The sequence below is a fragment of the Pseudomonas sp. FP2338 genome (genome assembly GCF_030687515.1).
In the GTDB taxonomy this organism is placed as follows: domain Bacteria; phylum Pseudomonadota; class Gammaproteobacteria; order Pseudomonadales; family Pseudomonadaceae; genus Aquipseudomonas; species Aquipseudomonas salomonii.
Genome location: NZ_CP117436.1, coordinates 4822464 through 4841893, shown reverse-complemented (window position 1 = coordinate 4841893; position 19430 = coordinate 4822464). Strand labels below are relative to the sequence as shown.

23 protein-coding genes are annotated in these 19430 nt (G+C 60.7%); 20 read left to right on the top strand and 3 right to left on the bottom strand.

Annotated elements, in window-relative coordinates; translation table 11 throughout:
- Positions 1 to 83 precede the first annotated feature (83 nt).
- Positions 84 to 662, bottom strand: coding sequence for a nucleoside triphosphate pyrophosphatase (locus tag PSH96_RS21860; RefSeq protein ID WP_305455003.1), 579 nt, complete (start codon positions 660 to 662; stop codon positions 84 to 86).
- A 105-nt stretch (positions 663 to 767) separates the two neighbouring features.
- Between PSH96_RS21860 and PSH96_RS21855 the strand changes: the two genes are divergently transcribed.
- The 20 genes from PSH96_RS21855 (at position 768) to PSH96_RS21760 (ending at position 18547) form a co-directional block, all read left to right on the top strand.
- Positions 768 to 1298 carry a YceD family protein gene (locus tag PSH96_RS21855; RefSeq protein ID WP_186617513.1) on the top strand — a complete coding sequence of 177 codons (531 nt, stop codon included), beginning with the start codon at positions 768 to 770 and terminating at the stop codon, positions 1296 to 1298.
- Positions 1299 to 1311: 13 nt separating this feature from the next.
- Positions 1312 to 1494, top strand: a complete 183-nt coding sequence (gene rpmF, locus PSH96_RS21850) for a 50S ribosomal protein L32 (protein WP_008152339.1) — start codon at positions 1312 to 1314, stop codon at positions 1492 to 1494.
- A gap of 4 nt (positions 1495 to 1498) precedes the next feature.
- Positions 1499 to 2509 carry a phosphate acyltransferase PlsX gene (gene plsX / locus PSH96_RS21845; RefSeq protein WP_370694309.1) on the top strand — a complete coding sequence of 337 codons (1011 nt, stop codon included), beginning with the start codon at positions 1499 to 1501 and terminating at the stop codon, positions 2507 to 2509.
- Positions 2510 to 2635: 126 nt separating this feature from the next.
- The gene (gene fabD, locus PSH96_RS21840) at positions 2636 to 3574 is read left to right on the top strand and encodes an ACP S-malonyltransferase (protein WP_305454998.1); all 939 of its coding nucleotides are present in this window, start codon (positions 2636 to 2638) and stop codon (positions 3572 to 3574) included.
- 21 nt (positions 3575 to 3595) lie between these two features.
- Positions 3596 to 4339 (top strand): 3-oxoacyl-ACP reductase FabG, encoded by a 744-nt coding sequence (gene fabG, locus PSH96_RS21835; RefSeq protein WP_015885432.1) that lies wholly within the window; start codon positions 3596 to 3598, stop codon positions 4337 to 4339.
- Between the two features lie 192 nt (positions 4340 to 4531).
- Positions 4532 to 4768, top strand: coding sequence for an acyl carrier protein (acpP, locus tag PSH96_RS21830; RefSeq protein ID WP_305454997.1), 237 nt, complete (start codon positions 4532 to 4534; stop codon positions 4766 to 4768).
- Positions 4769 to 4896: 128 nt separating this feature from the next.
- The gene (gene fabF, locus PSH96_RS21825; RefSeq protein ID WP_305454995.1) at positions 4897 to 6141 is read left to right on the top strand and encodes a beta-ketoacyl-ACP synthase II; all 1245 of its coding nucleotides are present in this window, start codon (positions 4897 to 4899) and stop codon (positions 6139 to 6141) included.
- Positions 6141 to 6956: an aminodeoxychorismate lyase gene (gene pabC / locus PSH96_RS21820; protein ID WP_305454993.1), complete on the top strand. Its 816-nt coding sequence runs from the start codon at positions 6141 to 6143 to the stop codon at positions 6954 to 6956. Before fabF ends, pabC begins: the two co-directional genes overlap by 1 nt.
- 1 nt (position 6957) lies before the next feature.
- Positions 6958 to 8094 (top strand): endolytic transglycosylase MltG, encoded by a 1137-nt coding sequence (mltG, locus tag PSH96_RS21815; protein ID WP_305454991.1) that lies wholly within the window; start codon positions 6958 to 6960, stop codon positions 8092 to 8094.
- Positions 8095 to 8113: 19 nt separating this feature from the next.
- Positions 8114 to 8746 carry a dTMP kinase gene (tmk, locus tag PSH96_RS21810; protein ID WP_305454990.1) on the top strand — a complete coding sequence of 211 codons (633 nt, stop codon included), beginning with the start codon at positions 8114 to 8116 and terminating at the stop codon, positions 8744 to 8746.
- Positions 8739 to 9728, top strand: a complete 990-nt coding sequence (locus PSH96_RS21805; protein WP_305454989.1) for a DNA polymerase III subunit delta' — start codon at positions 8739 to 8741, stop codon at positions 9726 to 9728. The genes tmk and PSH96_RS21805 overlap by 8 nt, the downstream gene beginning before the upstream one ends.
- Positions 9729 to 9791: 63 nt before the next feature.
- Complete coding sequence (locus PSH96_RS21800) at positions 9792 to 10577, top strand: TatD family hydrolase (RefSeq protein WP_305454987.1); 786 nt, start codon at positions 9792 to 9794, stop codon at positions 10575 to 10577.
- 445 nt (positions 10578 to 11022) lie between these two features.
- On the top strand, positions 11023 to 11691 hold the full coding sequence (locus tag PSH96_RS21795; RefSeq protein ID WP_069787966.1) for a TetR/AcrR family transcriptional regulator: 669 nt from the start codon (positions 11023 to 11025) through the stop codon (positions 11689 to 11691).
- Positions 11692 to 11831: 140 nt separating this feature from the next.
- Positions 11832 to 12800 (top strand): GTP 3',8-cyclase MoaA, encoded by a 969-nt coding sequence (locus PSH96_RS21790; protein WP_056861634.1) that lies wholly within the window; start codon positions 11832 to 11834, stop codon positions 12798 to 12800.
- A 209-nt stretch (positions 12801 to 13009) separates the two neighbouring features.
- Positions 13010 to 13615, top strand: coding sequence for a DUF4823 domain-containing protein (locus PSH96_RS21785; protein WP_056861633.1), 606 nt, complete (start codon positions 13010 to 13012; stop codon positions 13613 to 13615).
- Positions 13616 to 13634: 19 nt separating this feature from the next.
- Positions 13635 to 14195, top strand: a complete 561-nt coding sequence (locus PSH96_RS21780) for a DUF1285 domain-containing protein (RefSeq protein WP_305454985.1) — start codon at positions 13635 to 13637, stop codon at positions 14193 to 14195.
- A 71-nt stretch (positions 14196 to 14266) separates the two neighbouring features.
- Positions 14267 to 14980 carry a GntR family transcriptional regulator gene (locus PSH96_RS21775; RefSeq protein ID WP_065929311.1) on the top strand — a complete coding sequence of 238 codons (714 nt, stop codon included), beginning with the start codon at positions 14267 to 14269 and terminating at the stop codon, positions 14978 to 14980.
- Positions 14977 to 15978, top strand: coding sequence for an ADP-ribosylglycohydrolase family protein (locus PSH96_RS21770; RefSeq protein ID WP_305454984.1), 1002 nt, complete (start codon positions 14977 to 14979; stop codon positions 15976 to 15978). Before PSH96_RS21775 ends, PSH96_RS21770 begins: the two co-directional genes overlap by 4 nt.
- Positions 15979 to 16170: 192 nt before the next feature.
- On the top strand, positions 16171 to 17637 hold the full coding sequence (locus tag PSH96_RS21765; RefSeq protein WP_305454983.1) for a cytosine permease: 1467 nt from the start codon (positions 16171 to 16173) through the stop codon (positions 17635 to 17637).
- The gene (locus tag PSH96_RS21760; RefSeq protein WP_305454981.1) at positions 17630 to 18547 is read left to right on the top strand and encodes a PfkB family carbohydrate kinase; all 918 of its coding nucleotides are present in this window, start codon (positions 17630 to 17632) and stop codon (positions 18545 to 18547) included. Before PSH96_RS21765 ends, PSH96_RS21760 begins: the two co-directional genes overlap by 8 nt.
- 136 nt (positions 18548 to 18683) lie before the next feature.
- Here PSH96_RS21760 and PSH96_RS21755 read toward each other — a convergent pair whose 3' ends face one another.
- Together PSH96_RS21755 and PSH96_RS21750 are read right to left on the bottom strand one after the other, a co-directional pair.
- Positions 18684 to 18950, bottom strand: coding sequence for a hypothetical protein (locus PSH96_RS21755; RefSeq protein WP_305454979.1), 267 nt, complete (start codon positions 18948 to 18950; stop codon positions 18684 to 18686).
- Positions 18951 to 19012: 62 nt separating this feature from the next.
- Positions 19013 to 19345: a hypothetical protein gene (locus PSH96_RS21750; RefSeq protein ID WP_305454978.1), complete on the bottom strand. Its 333-nt coding sequence runs from the start codon at positions 19343 to 19345 to the stop codon at positions 19013 to 19015.
- Between the last annotated feature and the right edge of the window lie 85 nt (positions 19346 to 19430).

Genomic DNA, 19430 nt, shown 5'->3' with positions numbered 1-19430 from the left:
TACGGTGGGTCAGTGACAGATATGTTGGCTGACACTCCGCTTTAGCGAGCAAGCCCGCTCCCACAGTGGTTTTAGTGGTGGGTCTAGGGGATTTGCACGCCTTCAGCCAGCAGCATGTCCACCAGTCGAATCAGCGGCAGGCCGACCAGGCTGGTCGCATCCGGCCCTTCGGTGCTCTGAAACAGGCTCACACCCAGCCCTTCGGCCTTGAAGCTGCCTGCGCAGTCATAGGGCTGTTCGATGCGCAGATAACGCTCAATGCGTTCCATGTCCAATGCGCGCATCTGCACGGTAAACGGCACACAATCTACCTGGCAATGCCCCGTCTCACTGTTGAGCAGTGCCAGGCCAGTCAAAAAACTCACCCGTTTGCCGCTGGCGGCCAGTAATTGCTCGCGGGCGTTTTCAAAGGTGTGGGGTTTGCCGATAATGCGGCCATCGAGTGCGGCCACCTGATCGGAGCCGATAATCAAATGCCCTGGATGACTGACGGCGAGGGCGCGGGCTTTCTCTTGCGCCAGGCGCTTGACCAGCTCAATGGCCGATTCATTTGCGCGATGGCTTTCGTCGATATCCGGCGAGCTGCAGATGAACGGTAGGTGCAGGCGGGCCAGCAATTCCCGGCGATAAACCGAGCTGGAAGCGAGTAATAAAGGCAGCATGGGAGTCTCCTCGAGGCAGCCGCCGATTCTAGCGGGGCGACCAGCTGACGCACAGGGCTGAATTTCCTTTGACATGGCTGGGTGCATCCCTATAATGCTGCGCCTATGTTGAATGACCCGATTCCACCTCACGTTGACCCGCGCAAATTGGCTGATCGTGGCACCACCCTCCAAGGTGAAGTGCTGCTGGCCGATTTGGAGAGACTCTGCGACCCGCTTTCCGACAGTGTCGGTACGGTGCAGGCTAAATTCGTTTTTGAACGAGATGAACGTAAGTCTGTGGTAATCCACAGCTTTATCGACACCGAAGTCAAAATGGTTTGCCAGCGTTGTCTTGAGCTGGTCACCCTGCCGATCCACAGCGAATGCAGTTATGCTGTGGTGAAAGAGGGTGCGAATACCCAGTCGTTGCCGAAAGGTTATGACGTGCTGGAACTGGGCGAAGATCCATTGGATCTGCATGCACTGATCGAGGAGGAGCTTTTGCTCGCCTTGCCCATTGTGCCTGCTCATCATCCGGAAGAATGCCAGCAGCCGGAGGGCCTTGATGACGAGGCCGAGCCGAGCGAGGACGAGGTAACGCGGTCCAACCCGTTCAGTGTATTGGCGCAGTTAAAGCGTGACCCAAACGTTTAGGAGTTAATCAATTATGGCTGTTCAGCAGAACAAAAAATCCCGCTCTGCCCGTGACATGCGTCGTTCGCACGATGCCCTGACGGCAAGCACTCTGTCCGTAGAAAAAACCACCGGTGAAATTCACCTGCGTCACCACGTATCGCCAGAAGGCGTATACCGTGGCCGTAAAGTGATCGACAAGGGCGCTGACGAGTAATCACTTGTCTGCTCAAGTCATCGCGATTGACGCAATGGGCGGGGACTTCGGTCCCCGCAGCATTGTTCAGGCTTGCATTGCCAGCCTGTCTGCTACGCCCTCGCTGCACCTGACCCTCGTCGGTCAACATTCCCTACTTGAAGAACTGATTGCCAGCCATCCGGCGGTGGATCGCGCGCGCCTGACCGTTACTGCGGCCAGCGAAACCATCGGCATGGATGAAAAGCCCGCGGCAGCCTTGCGTGGCAAGCCCGACTCTTCAATGCGGGTGGCCCTTGAGTTGTTGCGTGAGGGCAAGGTGCAAGCCTGTGTCAGTGCCGGCAATACCGGGGCGTTGATGGCGTTGTCGCGCCATGTGCTCAAGACGTTGCCGGGTATTGATCGTCCGGCCATGGTTGCGGCGATTCCGACGCAAAAAGGCTATTGCCAACTGCTGGACCTGGGTGCAAACGTCGATTGCAGTGCCGAGCACCTGCTCCAGTTCGCCGTGATGGGCTCGGTGGCCGCTGAGGCGTTGGGTGTGGCCCGGCCACGCGTCGCGTTGCTCAATATCGGCACCGAGGACATCAAGGGCAACCAGCAGGTCAAGCTGGCTGCCACCTTGTTGCAAGGTGCGCGGGGCTTGAACTATATCGGTTTTGTCGAAGGTGACGGCTTGTACCGGGGCGAGGCGGATGTGGTGGTGTGCGACGGGTTTGTCGGCAATATCCTGCTCAAGTCCAGCGAAGGCCTGGCGACCATGATCGCCACGCGTATCGAAGCCTTGTTCAAGCAGAACCTGGCCTCACGCATGGTCGGCGCGCTGGCGTTACCGTTGATGCGCCGCCTGCAGGCTGACCTTGCGCCAGCACGGCATAATGGCGCGAGTTTTCTGGGGCTGCAGGGCATTGTGGTAAAAAGCCACGGCTCGGCTGGTGTGCAGGGCTTTCAAAGTGCGATTGCGCGAGCGTTGATCGAGATCCAGGAAAACCTGCCGCAACGTTTGCACGGGCGTCTTGAGGATCTGTTGCCTTAGGCGAATCGGCCCGGGAGTGCTTAAATGTGACCGGCCAGTTCAATTGACCATCCAATCTGTCAGTTTCGTTCGCGCCCACCGTCGGTGCGAGCATTTTTGACGACCAGATCATTAGGGGCTTGTTACATGTCTACATCCCTCGCATTCGTCTTTCCAGGGCAGGGTTCGCAGTCCCTCGGCATGTTGGCCGAGCTGGGCGCGCAACATCCGCTGATCCTGGAAACCTTCAAGGAAGCTTCCGATGCCCTGGGTTACGACCTGTGGGCACTGACCCAGCAAGGGCCGGAAGCGCAACTCAATCAAACCGATAAAACCCAGCCGGCGATCCTGACCGCCTCGATCGCCCTGTGGCGCTTGTGGCTGGCCGAAGGCGGCGCGCGCCCGGCTTATGTAGCCGGTCACAGCCTGGGCGAGTACAGCGCCTTGGTGGCCGCCGGTAGCCTGACCCTCGCTGAAGCGGTCAAGCTGGTCGAGCGCCGTGGTCAGCTGATGCAAGAAGCTGTTCCAGCCGGGCAGGGCGGCATGGCCGCTATCCTCGGCCTGGACGACGCTGTGGTGATCCAAGCCTGCGCCGAAGCGGCTCAAGGCGAAGTGGTCAGCGCGGTGAACTTCAATTCCCCTGGCCAGGTGGTCATCGCCGGCGCCAAGGCCGCTGTCGAGCGCGCCATTGAGGGCTGCAAGGCCCTTGGTGCCAAGCGCGCCTTGCCGTTGCCGGTGAGCGTGCCGTCGCACTGCGAGCTGATGCGCCCGGCTGCCGAGCGCTTTGCCGAGTCCATCGCCGCCATCAATTGGCAGGCGCCGCAGATCCCGCTGGTGCAGAACGTCAGCGCGGCCGTTGCCGCCGACCTCGACACCCTCAAGCGCGACCTGCTGGAGCAGCTTTACAAGCCGGTACGCTGGGTTGAGTCGGTACAGACCCTGGCTGCCAATGGTGCCACTGAGTTGGTCGAGTGCGGCCCCGGCAAAGTCCTGGCCGGCCTGAACAAGCGCTGCGCCGACGGCGTGTCGACTGCCAACCTCAATACCCCGGATGCCTTCGCTGCCGCGCGCGCGGCACTGGCCTGAAACCCTTTAGGAGAAGCCTGCATGAGTCTGCAAGGTAAAGTTGCACTGGTTACTGGCGCAAGCCGTGGCATTGGCCAGGCGATCGCCCTGGAACTGGGCCGTCAAGGCGCCGTTGTGATCGGCACCGCCACTTCCGCTTCGGGCGCTGAGCGTATTGCTGCGACCTTGAAGGAAAACGGCGTGCAAGGCACCGGTCTTGAGCTGAATGTGACCAGCGACGAGTCTGTTGCTGCTGTGCTGGCTGAGATCACTGCACAGTTCGGTGCACCGGCTATTCTGGTGAACAACGCCGGTATCACCCGTGACAACCTGATGATGCGCATGAAAGACGACGAGTGGTACGACGTGGTCGATACCAACTTGAACAGTCTGTTTCGCCTGTCCAAGGGGGTTTTGCGCGGCATGACCAAGGCGCGTTGGGGCCGAATTATCAATATTGGCTCCGTAGTGGGTGCCATGGGCAACGCAGGCCAAGTAAACTATGCAGCGGCCAAGGCCGGTCTGGAGGGTTTCAGCCGTGCATTGGCCCGTGAAGTCGGTTCGCGTTCGATTACGGTCAACTCGGTGGCCCCAGGGTTCATCGACACCGATATGACCCGCGAACTGCCGGAAGCACAGCGTGAAGCGTTGCTGACCCAGATTCCGCTGGGCCGTTTGGGCCAGGCTCAAGAGATCGCAAATGTGGTCACTTTCCTGGCATCCGACGGTGCGGCATACGTGACTGGGGCTACAATCCCGGTGAACGGCGGGATGTACATGAGTTAAATTGTGACGGATCGCTTCAAAAAAATGTCATACGAGCTGTCTAAAATCCGTTATAAAGCTGCAACTTAATTTATAGGCAGGTGGCCGGTCGGGTACGAGGGTGAAGCTTTCAGTTGAAAAGCTGAAAAGGCTTTCTATACACTTACCCACTGGCCAGCTGCCTGAATTTGTCCATTAGGAGTTAAACAAGGTATGAGCACCATCGAAGAGCGCGTCAAGAAAATCGTTGCCGAGCAACTGGGCGTTAAAGAAGAAGAAGTGACCAACTCCGCTTCCTTCGTTGAAGACCTGGGTGCCGATTCCCTTGACACCGTTGAGCTGGTGATGGCTCTGGAAGAGGAATTCGAGACCGAAATCCCGGACGAAGAAGCTGAAAAAATCACTACTGTTCAAGCTGCTATCGACTACGTTACTACCCACCAGGCGTAATAGTTTGTAGTCGTCGCTTGCTGTCAGGGAAAAACCGCACTGCTGTAACGGCGTGCGGTTTTTTCTTTAAGCGGTGATGAAAAATAAGCTGCGAAGCAAAGTGTCGTCATTAGAAAAAGGAGAGTGCTGTGTCGCGTAGACGCGTCGTAGTCACCGGTATGGGTATGTTGTCGCCACTGGGTACAGATGTGCCGAGCAGTTGGCAGGGCATTCTGGCTGGCCACAGTGGTATTGGTCTGATCGAACACACGGACCTTTCTGCCTATTCCACCCGTTTTGGCGGCTCGGTAAAGGGCTTCAATGTCGAGGAATATCTCTCGGTCAAAGAATCCCGCAAGCTCGACCTGTTCATTCAATACGGCTTGGCAGCCGGTTTTCAGGCGGTGCGTAATGCCGGCCTGGAAGTCACCGACGCCAACCGTGAGCGCATCGGCGTGGCCATGGGTTCGGGTATTGGCGGTTTGACCAATATCGAAGAAACCAGCCGCACGCTGCACGATTCCGGCCCCCGTCGAATTTCGCCGTTCTTCGTGCCGGGCTCGATCATCAATATGATTTCCGGTTTCCTGTCGATCCATCTGGGCGCACAGGGCCCCAACTACGCCATTGCCACGGCGTGCACCACCGGCACGCATTGCATCGGCATGGCGGCGCGTAATATCGCCTACGACGAAGCCGACGTGATGATCGCCGGTGGCGCCGAAATGGCCGCCTGCGGCCTCGGCATGGGCGGCTTCGGCGCGTCCCGTGCGCTGTCGACGCGCAATGACGAGCCGACCCGTGCCAGCCGTCCGTGGGACAAGGGCCGTGACGGCTTTGTACTGGCTGACGGCGCGGGTGCCCTGGTGCTGGAAGAGTTGGAGCACGCCAAGGCGCGCGGTGCCACTATCTACGCCGAGCTGATCGGCTTCGGCATGAGCGGTGACGCGTACCACATGACCTCGCCGCCGTCCGACGGTGCCGGTGCTGCACGTTGCATCACCAACGCGTTGCGCGATGCGAAGGTCAACGCCAACCAGGTGCAGTACATCAATGCCCACGGCACATCGACCCCGACGGGCGACCTGGCGGAAGCCGAAGCCATCAAGTCGGTGTTCGGTGAGCACGCCTACAAGCTGGCGGTCAGTTCCACCAAGTCCATGACCGGCCACCTGTTGGGTGCGGCGGGCGCGGTCGAGGCGATCTTCAGCGTCATGGCCATCAAGGATCAGGTCGCTCCGCCGACCATCAACCTTGATGAGCCGGACGAGGGCTGCGACCTCAACTTCGTGCCTCACCAAGCGCAACCGATGCCGATCGACGTGGTGATCTCCAACTCGTTCGGTTTCGGTGGCACCAACGGTTCCCTGGTGTTCCGCCGGTTCGCCGAGTGATGCACAGCTGGGTCGACGGTCAGCCAGCGGGCAGCGTGCCCCTGAAAGATCGTGGCCTGGCGTACGGCGATGGCCTGTTTGAGACCATCGCCGTCAAGGCCGGGCAGCCGGTGTTGCTCGACCGTCACCTGCAACGCCTTGAAGAGGGGTGCAGGCGCCTCGCCTTGATTGCGGATCAAACCCTGATCCGCAGCGAAGTGCTGGCTTACGCCGCTGCCATGGGCAATGGCGTACTCAAATTGATCCTCACCCGTGGCGACAGCCTGCGCGGCTATGGCATCAACCCTGGCGTCCCCGTGCGCCGTATCTTGCAGGGCAATCCGCCCGCTGCTTATCCTCTGGCCCATGCAACCGATGGCATCCGCCTGTTTGCGTGCGCCACTCGCTTGGCCGAGCAGCCGTTGCTGGCGGGTCTCAAGCACCTGAATCGTCTTGAACAAGTGATCGCTCGCGCCGAATGGCAGGATACCGAACATGCCGAAGGCTTGATGCTGGATAGGTCCGGTCGCGTCATCGAAGGCGTGTTCAGCAACCTGTTCCTGGTGCGCAATGGCTTGTTACTAACCGCTGATCTGAATCGTTGCGGGGTTGCCGGCGTCATGCGTGCCGAGATTCTGGCCCAGGCGCAAACCCTGGGCGTCCCGGTGGCCGTGGCCGACATCAGCATGGACCAGTTGCAACAGGCCGACGAAGTTTTCGTGTGCAACAGCGTTTATGGCATTTGGCCCGTACGTGGTTGCGCTGGGATGAGCTGGTCGGTTGGGCCGCTCACCCGTAAACTGCAGGGCATTGTTCGCGCGCTATTGGAAATTTGAGTTGATACGAAAACTGGTTTTACTGCTGCAGATCGGCCTGGTCTCGGCAGGCTTGCTACTGGGCTTTTCGGCCTGGAAGCTCGACTCTGCGCTGAAGCAGCCCCTGAATCTGACCCAGGAACAATTGCTCGATGTACCCGCCGGGGCGACCCCGACGGGTACCTTCAATCGCCTTGAAACCGAAGGCGTGCTGGATGGCGCCTTCTGGTTGCGCCTCTACTGGCGCTTCAACCTCGACGGCCAGCCGCTGCACAGCGGCGAATACCGCATGACCCCGGGCCTGACGGCCGAAGGCCTGATCGGCCTGTGGCAGCGCGGCGAAGTGGTGCAATACAGCCTGACATTAGTGGAAGGCTGGAACTTCCGCCAGGTGCGTTCAGCGATGGCCAAACACGAAAAAATCGTGCAGACCCTGTCGGGCCTGAGCGACGGCGAAGTGATGGATAAGCTCGGCCACCCTGGCGTATTTCCCGAAGGGCGGTTCTTTCCTGACACCTATCGCTTCGTGCGCGGCATGACCGATGTCGAATTCCTGAAAAAAGCCTACAACCGCCTGGACGAGGTACTGGCCCAGGAATGGAGCCAGCGCGCCGCCGATGCGCCGTACACCGACCCTTACCAGGCGCTGATCATGGCCTCCCTGGTAGAAAAGGAAACCGGTGTGCCGCAAGAGCGCGGGCAGATCGCCGGAGTGTTCGTGCGTCGCTTGAAAATCGGCATGCTGCTGCAGACCGACCCTACGGTGATCTACGGCCTGGGCGAGCGCTACACCGGCAAGCTGACCCGCGCGCACCTCAAGGAAGCCAATCCCTATAACACCTACATGATTGCTGGCCTGCCGCCGACGCCAATCGCCATGGTCGGCCGCGAGGCGATCCATGCGGCGTTGAACCCGGTGGCCGGCAGTAGCCTTTACTTCGTCGCCCGAGGCGATGGCAGCCATATTTTCTCCGATGACCTGGATGCGCATAATGCCGCCGTGCGTGAGTTCCAACTCAAGCGCCGCGCCGATTATCGCTCCAGCCCGGCACCGGCGGTAAAACCGCCGGAAGATGCGACGCCACCGACCGATGCCGCGCCGGTTGAAAAACCCGCCGAGCCTGGGTCGGACACCGCCGCGCCGCAAAGCCCGCAATGACTCTGACTAAGGACCGCCTGTGACTGGCTTGTTTATTACCCTGGAAGGCCCGGAAGGCGCCGGCAAAAGCACCAACCGCGATTACCTGGCCGAGCGTCTGCGCGCTGAAGGCATCGAGGTGGTGCTGACCCGCGAGCCCGGCGGTACGCCGCTGGCCGAGCGCATCCGTGAAGTGTTGCTGGCTCCAGGTGAAGAGCAAATGAATCCGGACACTGAGCTGCTGCTGGTGTTTGCTGCCCGTGCCCAGCATTTGGCCGAAGTGATTCGCCCGGCGCTGGCACGGGGCGCGGTGGTGATTTGCGACCGTTTTACCGATTCCACTTATGCTTACCAAGGAGGCGGGCGCGGCTTGTCCGTTGAGCGCATCGCCAGCCTGGAAGCTTTCGTCCAAGGCGACTTGCGCCCCGACTTGACCCTGCTGTTCGACCTGCCGGTGGAAGTCGGTATGGCCCGCGCCAGTGCCCGTGGCCGATTGGATCGGTTCGAGCTGGAAGGTTCGACATTCTTCAATGCGGTCCGTAGCGCATTCCTGCAGCGTGCCAAGGCTGAACCTGCGCGTTACTCCTTATTGAACGCAGCCCAGCCACTGGTGCAGGTACAGCAGGCCATCGATGCTCTGCTGCCCAAACTCCTGGAGCGCGCCCGTGGCTGAAGCCTACCCGTGGCAGGACAGCCTATGGCAGCAATTGGCCGGGCGCGCCCAGCATGCCCATGCCTATTTGCTGCACGGCCCCATCGGCATCGGCAAGCGCGCCCTGGCCGAGCGCCTGATGGCCAGCCTGCTGTGCAAGCAACCGGTCAACCTGGACGCGTGCGGGGAGTGCAAATCCTGCCTGCTGCTCAAGGCCGGCAGCCACCCCGACAACTACCTGCTCGAACCTGAAGAGGCCGACAAGGCGATCAAGGTCGACCAGGTGCGTGATCTTGTCAGCTTTGTGGTGCAGACCGCGCAGATGGGCGGGCGCAAGGTAGTATTGATCGAGCCGGTGGAGGCGATGAACATCAACGCCGCCAACGCTTTGCTCAAGAGCCTGGAAGAGCCGTCGGGCGACACCGTGCTGTTGCTGGTCAGCCATCAGTCCAGCCGTTTGCTGCCGACTATCCGCAGCCGTTGCGTGCAGCAGGCCTGTCCGCTGCCGAGCGAGGCCATGAGCCTGCAATGGCTGGCGCAGGCGCTGCCGGAATGTTCTGCCGACGAGCGGGTCGAGTTGCTGACCCTGGCTGCCGGTTCACCCTTGGCGGCGGTGAAGCTGCAGGCCCAAGGCGTGCGTGAGCAAAGGGCGCTGGTGGTGGACGGCGTCAAGAAGCTGCTCAAACAGGAACAATCCGCCACGCAACTGGCCGAAGGCGCCTGGAAGGATATTCCGTTGCTGCTGCTGTTCGACTGGTTCTGTGACTGGTCGAGCCTGATCCTGCGCTACCAGTTGACCCAGGACGAAAACGGCCTGGGCCTGCCGGATATGCGCAAAGTGGTGCAGTACCTGGCGCAAAAAAGTGCCCAGGACAAGGTATTGAACATCCAGGACTGGATCCTGGCCCAGCGCCAGAAAGTCCTCGGCAAAGCCAACCTCAACCGCGTGCTGTTGCTCGAAGCACTGCTGGTGCAATGGGTCGGCTTGCTCGGCCGGCGTTAATTTTCGTGGCCGACGGGTGTATCGTCGGTCAGACACTTCCCATGAATTAAGTCGTACTTTCCTATGCTCGTAGATTCCCACTGCCACCTTGATCGCCTCGACCTTGCCCAGCACGGCGGCTCCCTCGATGCTGCCCTGGAAGCGGCACGCCAGCGTGGGGTAGGGCACTTCCTGTGCATCGGCGTGAGCGCCGACAACGCCGCCGACGTCAAAGCCTTGGCTGATCGATATGCCGATGTCGATTGTTCGGTCGGCATCCACCCGCTGGACCTCAAGCCGGGTGAAGCGCCGGCTCTGGGCTGGCTATTGAGCGAGCTTAACCACCCACGCGTGGTGGCGATTGGCGAAACCGGCCTGGATTACCACTACGAGCCTGAAGCCGCCGAGTTGCAGCAAGCCTCCTTCCGCCTGCACCTGCAAGCCGCCCGGCAGACCGGCAAACCCGTGATCGTCCACACCCGAGGCGCCCGCGTCGACACCCTCACACTGTTGCGCGAAGCGGCCTTGCCCCAGGCCGGTGTGCTGCACTGCTTTACCGAAGACTGGGACATGGCCAAGGCCGCGCTGGACCTGGGCTTCTATATCTCCCTGTCGGGTATCGTTACCTTCCGCAACGCCGACGCCTTGCGCGACGTGGCGCGTCAGGTGCCGGCCGACCGGCTGCTGGTGGAAACCGATTCGCCTTACCTGGCGCCGATCCCCCATCGCGGCAAGCCGAACCTGCCGGAATACGTGCGTGATGTGGCCGATTACTTGGCGATGCTGCGCGGTGAATCCTTTGAGCGCTTTGCCGAGCAGACTACCGAGAACTTCAAGCGTCTGTTCCCGCTGGCCCACGTGGCTGGCTGAGGCGGTCAAATCGTAGGCAAAAAAAACCCGGGTTCTGGGGGGTGAATCCGGGCTAAGACCATTAGGAGTAAAACAAGGGCACACAGTCCGTCGGTACCCAGGTCGACGCGTCACTTGGGGGAGATGTCGCGCCGACAATTCAAGTATTGATCAGTATCCGATTCAGTCCAGTCGCGATTGGTCGTTTTTTAAACAGATTTGGAATACGCGCGCTTCGCTTGAGTTCTCATTGAGCGTAAGCACGGCTGCCATTGTGATGTATTGTTTCTGACTGAAATCCATCCATTCGTTGACGCGCTGAAACTAAAGTGCGCCATGGGTTCACATAGGCGTTGCCCAACGACCGTTCAGTCGGGATAATCCCTCGCATCGGGTAAATCGTATCGCCATGAAGTCGTGGCCCTCGTAACCCTCCCTAATTCCGACCTCTGCAGACCTCTTCCTCATGCACAAAGAACCCCGTAAGGTCCGTGAGTTTCGCCGCCGTGAGCAGGAAATTCTCGACACTGCACTCAAGTTATTCCTCGAACAAGGTGAAGACAGCGTCACCGTCGAGATGATTGCGGATGCCGTGGGTATCGGCAAAGGCACGATCTATAAACACTTTAAATCCAAGGCCGAGATCTACCTGCGGCTGATGCTCGACTATGAGCGCGACTTGAACGAGCTGTTGCATTCGGCTGATGTGGACAAGGACAAGGAGGCGCTGTCACGCGCCTATTTCGAGTTCCGCATGCGTGACCCGCAGCGCTACCGCCTGTTCGACCGCCTGGAAGAAAAGGTGGTCAAGGGCCATCAAGTGCCGGAAATGGTCGAGGAGCTGCACAAGATCCGCGCCTCGAACTTCGAGCGCCTCACCCTGCTGATCAAGGGCCGCATCAGCGAAGGCAAGCTCGAAGACGTGCCGCCGTATTTCCACTATTGCGCCGCCTGGGCGTTGGTACATGGCGCCGTTGCGCTGTACCACTCGCCGTTCTGGAGCAATGTGCTGGAAGATCAGGAAGGCTTCTTCCAGTTCCTGATGGACATCGGCGTGCGCATGGGCAACAAGCGCAAGCACAGCACTGAGCTGCCGAATGCTGAGCCCAAGGGCAGCGACGCTCCTGCTGTTTAAGCCATTCCCGACAGTGATGGCGCAATGATTTGCTGCCGCTTGCAGTACCCCAGGAATATACTCAGGCAAGGACGCTTGCTAAAAGCTGATTTTTCAGTCAGCTTTTAGCGCGCCTGAACCATCCTCTGCCGGAGTGTTCCATGATCGTTGATCGTCAAGGCAGGCGATTTCGCAATTTGCGGATCAGCCTGACCTCAGCCTGCAATTACGCGTGTACCTACTGCGTGCCTAACGGCAAGCGGCTGGTGGCTGCCCAGGACGAACTCTCGGCCGAGGCCATGGCGCGCGGCGTTGCCTACCTGATCGAAGCGGCCGGCATCGAGCGCTTGCGCATCACCGGCGGTGAACCGTTGGTCAGCCCCAAGCTGGAAGCCTTCATGGGCGCCGTGGGCGGCATGGGCCTGAGTGATATCAGCCTGACGACAAATGGCCAACTGCTTACGCGCAAGTTGCCACTGCTGGTCGACGCGGGTATTCGGCGCATCAACGTGTCCCTCGATACCCTGGATGCTGACGCCTTCCGCAGCATCGCCCGTGGTGGCGACCTGGCCACCGTGCTCGATGGCATGGACCAGGCCCGCGCTGCTGGCATCAAGATCAAAGTCAATATGGTGCCGTTGCGCGGGCAGAACCTCGACCAGGTGATGCCACTGCTCGACTACTGCCTGGAGCGTGGCTACGAGCTGCGCTTTATCGAACTGATGCGCATGGGCCACCTGGCCAAGGATTCCAATGCGTTCCTGCAGCAGTTCGTCAGCCTGCAACAACTGCTCAGCCTGATCGGCGAGCATCACGAATACCTGCAAGCCAACGCGCCGATTGATGCCACGGCAGTGCGCTACGAAGTGCCGGGCAAAGGCTTTTTTGGCGTGATCGCCAACGAAAGCGTGCCGTTCTGCCGCACCTGCTCGCGCCTGCGCTTGTCGTCGACCGGTTGGTTGCATGGCTGTTTGTCGTCGAGCAACCGCCACTATGTGGGCGACCTGCTGGACCAACCGCGCCATCAGGCACTGCCGGCCTTGCAAGGGCTGTTGATGAAGGCCCTGGGCGACAAGCAGGAAGTGGCCTTCTCCGGCGGCGCCACGGTCATGAAGATCATCGGCGGCTAACACCGCACACAATCGAATGTGGGAGCAGGCTTTTTGTGGGAGCTGGCTTGCCTGCGATAGCATCACCTCAATCTTGCTGAAGGACCGAGGTGTCTGCATCGCAGGCAAGCCAGCTCCCACATTTGGTTGTGCATCCTTCTTGAGTGGCGCGGATTCTGCATTAAGTGCCCATTCGCCGGTTTTCCGTCACCGGCTTCTGGAGGATTAGGATGCGTAGTCTGGTTTTGTTGCTGGCGTCAGTGGCGCTGAGTGGCTGCATGACCGTCAGCGATATGGCCGAAGGCACCCGCTATCAGATGAGCGACGCCGGGCTGCTGGACCACAGTGATACCCGCCGTACCGCCTCGGTGCGCATACAGCCGGACTCCTTTGTATTCATCGCCCAGGGCGCCTTTGTGCCGCCCGGCAGCGCCTATCCACGTCCCAACGTGGTGGCCGAAGAGGCCTTCAACGGCTTTGTCGAATATTTCCCTATGGTACGTCGCGCCCGTAAGCCGGAAGGCCTCGAACAGGCCATGGCCGAAGCCCGTGCCGCGGGCGCTCACTACCTGCTGTATTGCCGCTTTGCGGCAGCCGATGACCGAATCGGCAATGCCGATGAGTGGACCGACCAGCAAGCGTTGGATCGTGTTGGCCTGGACAACGGCGTGATTCAGATCATGTTGATCGAGACCAGCACCCAGTATTTGATTGATACTGCACGCATTCGCAGTCGTGGCGGTTTACTGACGTTCCACGACAACAAGCCAGAAGACTTGATTGCCCGCCCGCTGGCCCAATACGCCCGCGGCCTGTTGGGGATGGGTGATCAGTAAAAATCCAGAGGAGAACCCTATGACCGATTCCGCCAAGGCCAATGATCTATTGGCCCAACTGCCCAAGGGCAAAGGGCCGGCGCCGGTACACCTGTGGAACCCGGATTTTTGCGGCAACATCGACATGCGCATCGCCCGTGACGGCACCTGGTTTTACCAGGGCACGCCGATCGGGCGTAAGCCGATGGTCAAGCTGTTCTCCAACATCATCCGCCGCGATGGCGATGATTATTTTCTGGTGACTCCCGTGGAAAAGGTCGGCATTAGCGTCGATGATGCGCCTTTTGTCGCGGTAACGCTGGAAGTCGAAGGGCAGGGCGAAAGCCAGGTGCTGCGCTTTACCACCAATGTCGACGAGGACATTGAAGCGGGCCTTGAACACCCCTTGCGGGTGGTGATCGAGCCGATCACCCAAGAACCCGCGCCTTACCTGCGAGTGCGCACCAACCTTGAAGCCCTTGTGCATCGCAACGTGTTTTACCAATTGGTCGAGTTGGCGGTCAGCCGTCCGATCAACGGTCAGAACTGGCTTGGTGTATGGAGCGGCGGGGAGTTTTTCCGTATTGGCCTGGAGCCCTGAGGCCGATTTTTTCATCACCCTGAAATAATTTTGCTTGCTGAGATCGGGCGCTTTCGGTTATCAATTTGTACATGATTAGACATGTCCGATTTGATAAGAAAAAACGCGTCGTCGATGAGCTCATCCGCCGTATCGAAGGTGGAGTGATGGCCGACGGTTTCCTGCTGCCGGGCGAGCATCAACTGGCCGAGGAGTTTGCGGTCAGCCGTGGCACCTTGCGCGAAGCCCTGGCTGAGCTCAAACGGCGCAACTACATCGCCACGCAGAGCGGGGTCGGCTCCATCGTCACCTTTGACGGCATGGTGCTCGACCAACGCAGCGGTTGGGCACAGGCGCTGGCCGATACTGGCGCATTGGTCATCACCGACATCCTGCGCCTGGAAGCCGTGACACGACCGGACCTGCTCAGCCGTTTCGGCAGCGACCAATTTATCGCCCTCGACCGACGTCGGCGCACCCCCGATGGCACCGCCGTGTCCCTCGAACGTTCGTTGATGCCCGCCACCGGCGGCCTGGAAAGCTTGCCACGCGTTGGCCTGATCGATAATTCCCTCACCATCACCCTGGCCGCCTACGGTTACGTGGGTGCCGAAGGCGATCAATGGATCGGTGCCGAGCCTCTCAGCGATGAAGACGCCGAGTTGCTCGGCCGCCCAGCCGGTACGGTGTTTCTCAAAGCCACGCGCACTACCTACGACCGCCGCGAGCGTCTCATGGAGCATGTCGAAAGCTTGCTCGACCCTTTGCACTTTCGCCTGCACCTGCAGTTTGGAGCTTCGAAATGACCGCGCAAAATCGCGCCCTCGGTGCCTTCTACGGCCTGGCCCTGGGCGATGCATTGGGCATGCCCACCCAGTCGTTGAGCCGCGAGCAGGTGCAGCAGCGCTTCGGGGCCATCACCGCTCTGGAAGAGGCTGGCGCCGACCAACCCATCGCGCCGAACATGCCGGCAGGCTCCATCACCGATGACACCGAGCAGGCGATCCTGGTGGGTGAGTTGCTGGTGCAAGGGCAGGGCACAATCGAACCCACAGTACTCGCCCAGCGCCTGATCGACTGGGAAGCGGCGATGCGCGCCAAAGGCTCCCAGGACTTGCTGGGGCCATCGACCAAACGTGCGATCGACATGATCCTCGCCGGCCACACCCCGGAAGAATCCGGGCGCTACGGCACCACCAATGGCGCCGCGATGCGCATCACGCCGGTCGGCATTGCCGCCGACGTCAGCGACCCGGCGCGGTTTATCCAGGCGGTGATTCAGGCCTGCCAGGTCACCCATAACACCAACCTGGGCATCTCCAGCGCGGCGGCGGTGGCGGCGGTGGTTTCGGCGGGTATCAACGGTGTGGATTTGGGCGAGGCCCTGAACATCGGCACCCAGCTCGCGCAGATGGCCGAAGGCCATGGCCACTGGATTGCCGGTGGGCGGATTTCCACACGCATCAGTTGGGCGCGCACCTTGAGCGTCGGCAGCGGCGATAAAGCCCTGTTTGCCGACCTGCTTTACGAACTGATCGGCACCTCCGTCGCCTCACAAGAGTCGGTAGTGGTGTCCTTTGCCCTCGCCCAGCAAGTGGCGGTGGGCGACATGAATGCCTTCGAAGCGCTGTGCCTGGCGGCCAGCCTTGGCGGCGACACCGACACCATCGCCGCCATGCTGGGTGCGATGCTGGGCGCGTGCCTGGGCATGCAGTGCTGGCCTGAGGCGATGATTGAGCAGGTCAAGCAGGTCAATGGCCTGGATTTGCAGGCGTTGGTTCAAGGGCTGCTGCAATTGCGCTGAACACCACAAATCAAACATGTGGGAGCTGGCTTGCCTGCGATAACGGTGTGCCAGCCACTGATGCACTCACTGAAAGACCGCTATCGCAGGCAAGCCAGCTCCCGCATTAAATCGTGTTTGAGTCAGGACGACCGGTTAAAGCTTTGACTATCTGCCACAACCACAACAATACAGGCACCAGGAGCCCCCCTCATGAGCAGCACTTCTTCCGGCCAAAGTGCCGGGCAATTGGAAACACGCGGCATCGAGCCGGTCCCCGAAGGCGAGTGCAACGGCCACCCGCTGCAACTGTTCTGGGTGTGGTTCGCGGCTAACATCAGCATCCTTGGCTTGCCGCTCGGCGCGACCCTGGTGGCATTTCGTGGCCTGGCGATCTGGCAGGCGATCATTGTGGCGATCCTCGGCGCCGCCGGCTCCTTTGCCGTGGTCGGCATCATCTCGATTGCCGGCCGTCGCGGCCGGGCGCCAAGCCTGACGCTGTCGCGCGCCATCTTCGGTGTGCGCGGCAATATCGGCCCCACGCTGGTCTCGCTGATGTCGCGGCTGGGCTGGGAAACCGTCAATACCACCACCGCTGCCTTTGTGCTGCTGTCGTTGTGTTCGATCCTGTTCGGCTCGCCGGTCGAAGCCAAAAGCGCACCGGTGCTCACGCTGATCTTTATCGCCATTTTCGTGCTGCTGACCTTGTCCGTATCCGGCCTCGGCCACGCCACCTTGCTGGTGATCCAGAAGTGGGCCACCTACGTGTTCGGCGCGTTGAATATCCTGGTGGGCGGCTTCCTCTGTGCCACCATCGACTGGAGCGCGGTGTTCAACGCCACTCCGGCGCCACTGAGCGCCATGATCATCGGTGTCGGCACCATGGCCGCCGGTACCGGTATTGGCTGGGCCAACGCCGGTGCCGACATGTCGCGCTACCAGCACCGCAGCGTCAAGGCCGTGCGCCTGGTGGCGTCTGCCGCGTTTGGTGCGGGCATTCCGCTGGTGCTGTTGATCACCCTCGGCGGCCTGCTGTCGGTGGGCAACAATGACCTGGCGTCGGCCACCGACCCGATCATCGCGATCCGCGACATGCTGCCGACCTGGATGGCGGTGCCGTACTTGATCACCGCGTTCGGCGGGCTGCTGCTCTCCAACAATCTCTCGGTGTACTCGGCGGGCCTCACTACGCTGACGCTGGGCCTTAAGGTCAAACGCGTGCATGCCGTGATCGTCGACATCGTGGCGATCTTCGCCGGCTCCATCTACTTCATGTTGATTGCGGACAGTTTCTACGGCCCGTTCATCACCTTCATCTCACTGCTGGCCGTGCCCATCACCGCTTGGGTGGGGATCTTTGTGGTCGACCTGATTCATCGTCACTACTACAGCCCCAAAGACCTGCTGGACGTGAGCCCGAGCAGCGCCTACTGGTATCGCGGCGGCGTGGAATGGCGTGCATTCGGCGCCTGGGCTGTGGCGATTGTGCTGGGTTTCAGCTTCACCACCATCGGCACCACCGCCGAAAATATCTGGTTCGCCGGGCCTTTGTCCGACTCCTGGCTGGGCCACAACGGCCTCGGCTGGATCGTCACCTTCCTGGTGGCCGGCGGGATGTATGCGGTACTGGGCGGCGCAGCTGACCGTCGTCCGGCTTTGGTAGAGCGCGCTAATGTCTAGATTGCTGCACACCGGCCAGGTCATCGTCGACCTGGTCATGGCCCTCGATACACTGCCTGCAACCGGCGGCGACGTGCTGGCAAAATCCGCCAGTTTCGAAGCCGGCGGGGGCTTCAACGTGATGGCTGCCGCCCGGCGTAACGGTTTGCCGGTGGTTTACCTTGGCCGCCATGGCAGCGGGCGCTTCGGCGATCTGGCACGCGCGGCCATGCAGGCCGAAGGCGTGGAAATGGCCCAGGCGGCCAGCGAGGGCAAGGACACCGGTTTGTGCGTGTCGCTCACCGAAGTCAGCACCGAGCGCACGTTCATTTCGCATATCGGCGCTGAAGGGGATTTGAGCGCCGAGGACCTGGCAGACGTGGTGCCGCGCGCAGACGATTATGTCTACGTCAGCGGCTACAGCCTGTTACTCGACGGCAAGGCCCAGGCGCTGCTCGAGTGGTTGCTGTCGCTGCCGCGGGAGATCACCGTGGTGTTCGATCCGGGGCCGTTGGTCAAGGCGCCGGATTCGACCTTGATGGTTGCCTTGCTGCCGCGTATCGATATCTGGACCAGCAATGGCCCTGAAGCGCTGGCGTTTACCGGGGCCGGAACGCTGGCCGAAGCGCTGCGCGAACTCAATCGTCACCTGCCGGCCGAGGCGCTGCTGGTAGTGCGCGATGGCCCGAATGGTTGCTGGGTGAGTCGCCACGGCAAGGCCGAGCATGTGCCGGGTTTCAAGGTGCAGGCGGTGGACAGCAACGGCGCGGGCGATGCCCATGCCGGGGTGTTTCTGGCCGGGTTGGCCGAGGGATTAACCCCCGCAGTCGCGGCGCGTCGAGCCAATGCGGCGGCGGCGTTGGCGGTCACGCGCTGGGGGCCGGCGACGTCGCCTGGCAGTGCCGAAGTCGACGCATTGCTGGCTGAATAAACACGAATAAAAATGTGGGAGCTGGCTTGCTCGCGAAAGCGGTGGATCAGTCACCTAATATGTCGACTGACACTGCGCATTCGCGAGCAAGCCCGCTCCCACACAAGCGGGCTCCCACATTTGATCTTCGTCTAGTTCAAGCAGTGCCTTCGCCTTCCAGCTTGCGCGCCTCGTCAACACCCGAGGCGGTCAGCTTGATCGGCAGGTTCAACGAATATTCACCGGCGTCGTCGGTGGTCACATGCCCATCCTTGATAAACCCGCGGTCCTGCAAAAACGCCAGCACACTGGCGACCTCTTTTTCGCCGCGGTAGTTATCCAGCACCTCCTTGCCCAGGCCATTGGGGTGGGCGTGCAGCAGGCGGGTGAGGACTTCTTTTTCAAGGTTTCTATCGACGTTCATGCGTACCTCTTCACTGGGAAATGATCGGGTGTCGGTGCGGTGTCGGTGCGGCTATCGATGCATCAAGGCGCAGGCTGTTTCGGGGCTCCCGGGATGTTGCTGTCATCGCCTTTGTTGATTTTGGGTTCATTGTTAACGCCTGGGCCCATTTTGCCGTTGCCGACGGCGGCTGGTGCCTGGCGCTGGGTATCGGCGCCTTTGGTGCGTGGGTCTGCGCCAGCGCCGTTATCGATAATCGCGCCACCGTTGGTTTCCATCCCTGTGCCCATCGAATCCTGAGACTCCTTGGTAGCAGGGTTGGTGGTGCCGGTAGACGAGGTGGCGGCAACTGCACTCAACGAAGCGGCGGACAGCAGGCCGGTGAGGGCGAGGGCAGCAAACTTGGAATTCTTCATGAGGGGTGTCTCCATATGATTAATGTCCTTACCCCTTATTGGTCCGCCCCGGTTTGCGGTTCGTGCCTTGATGGCGACGAACGGT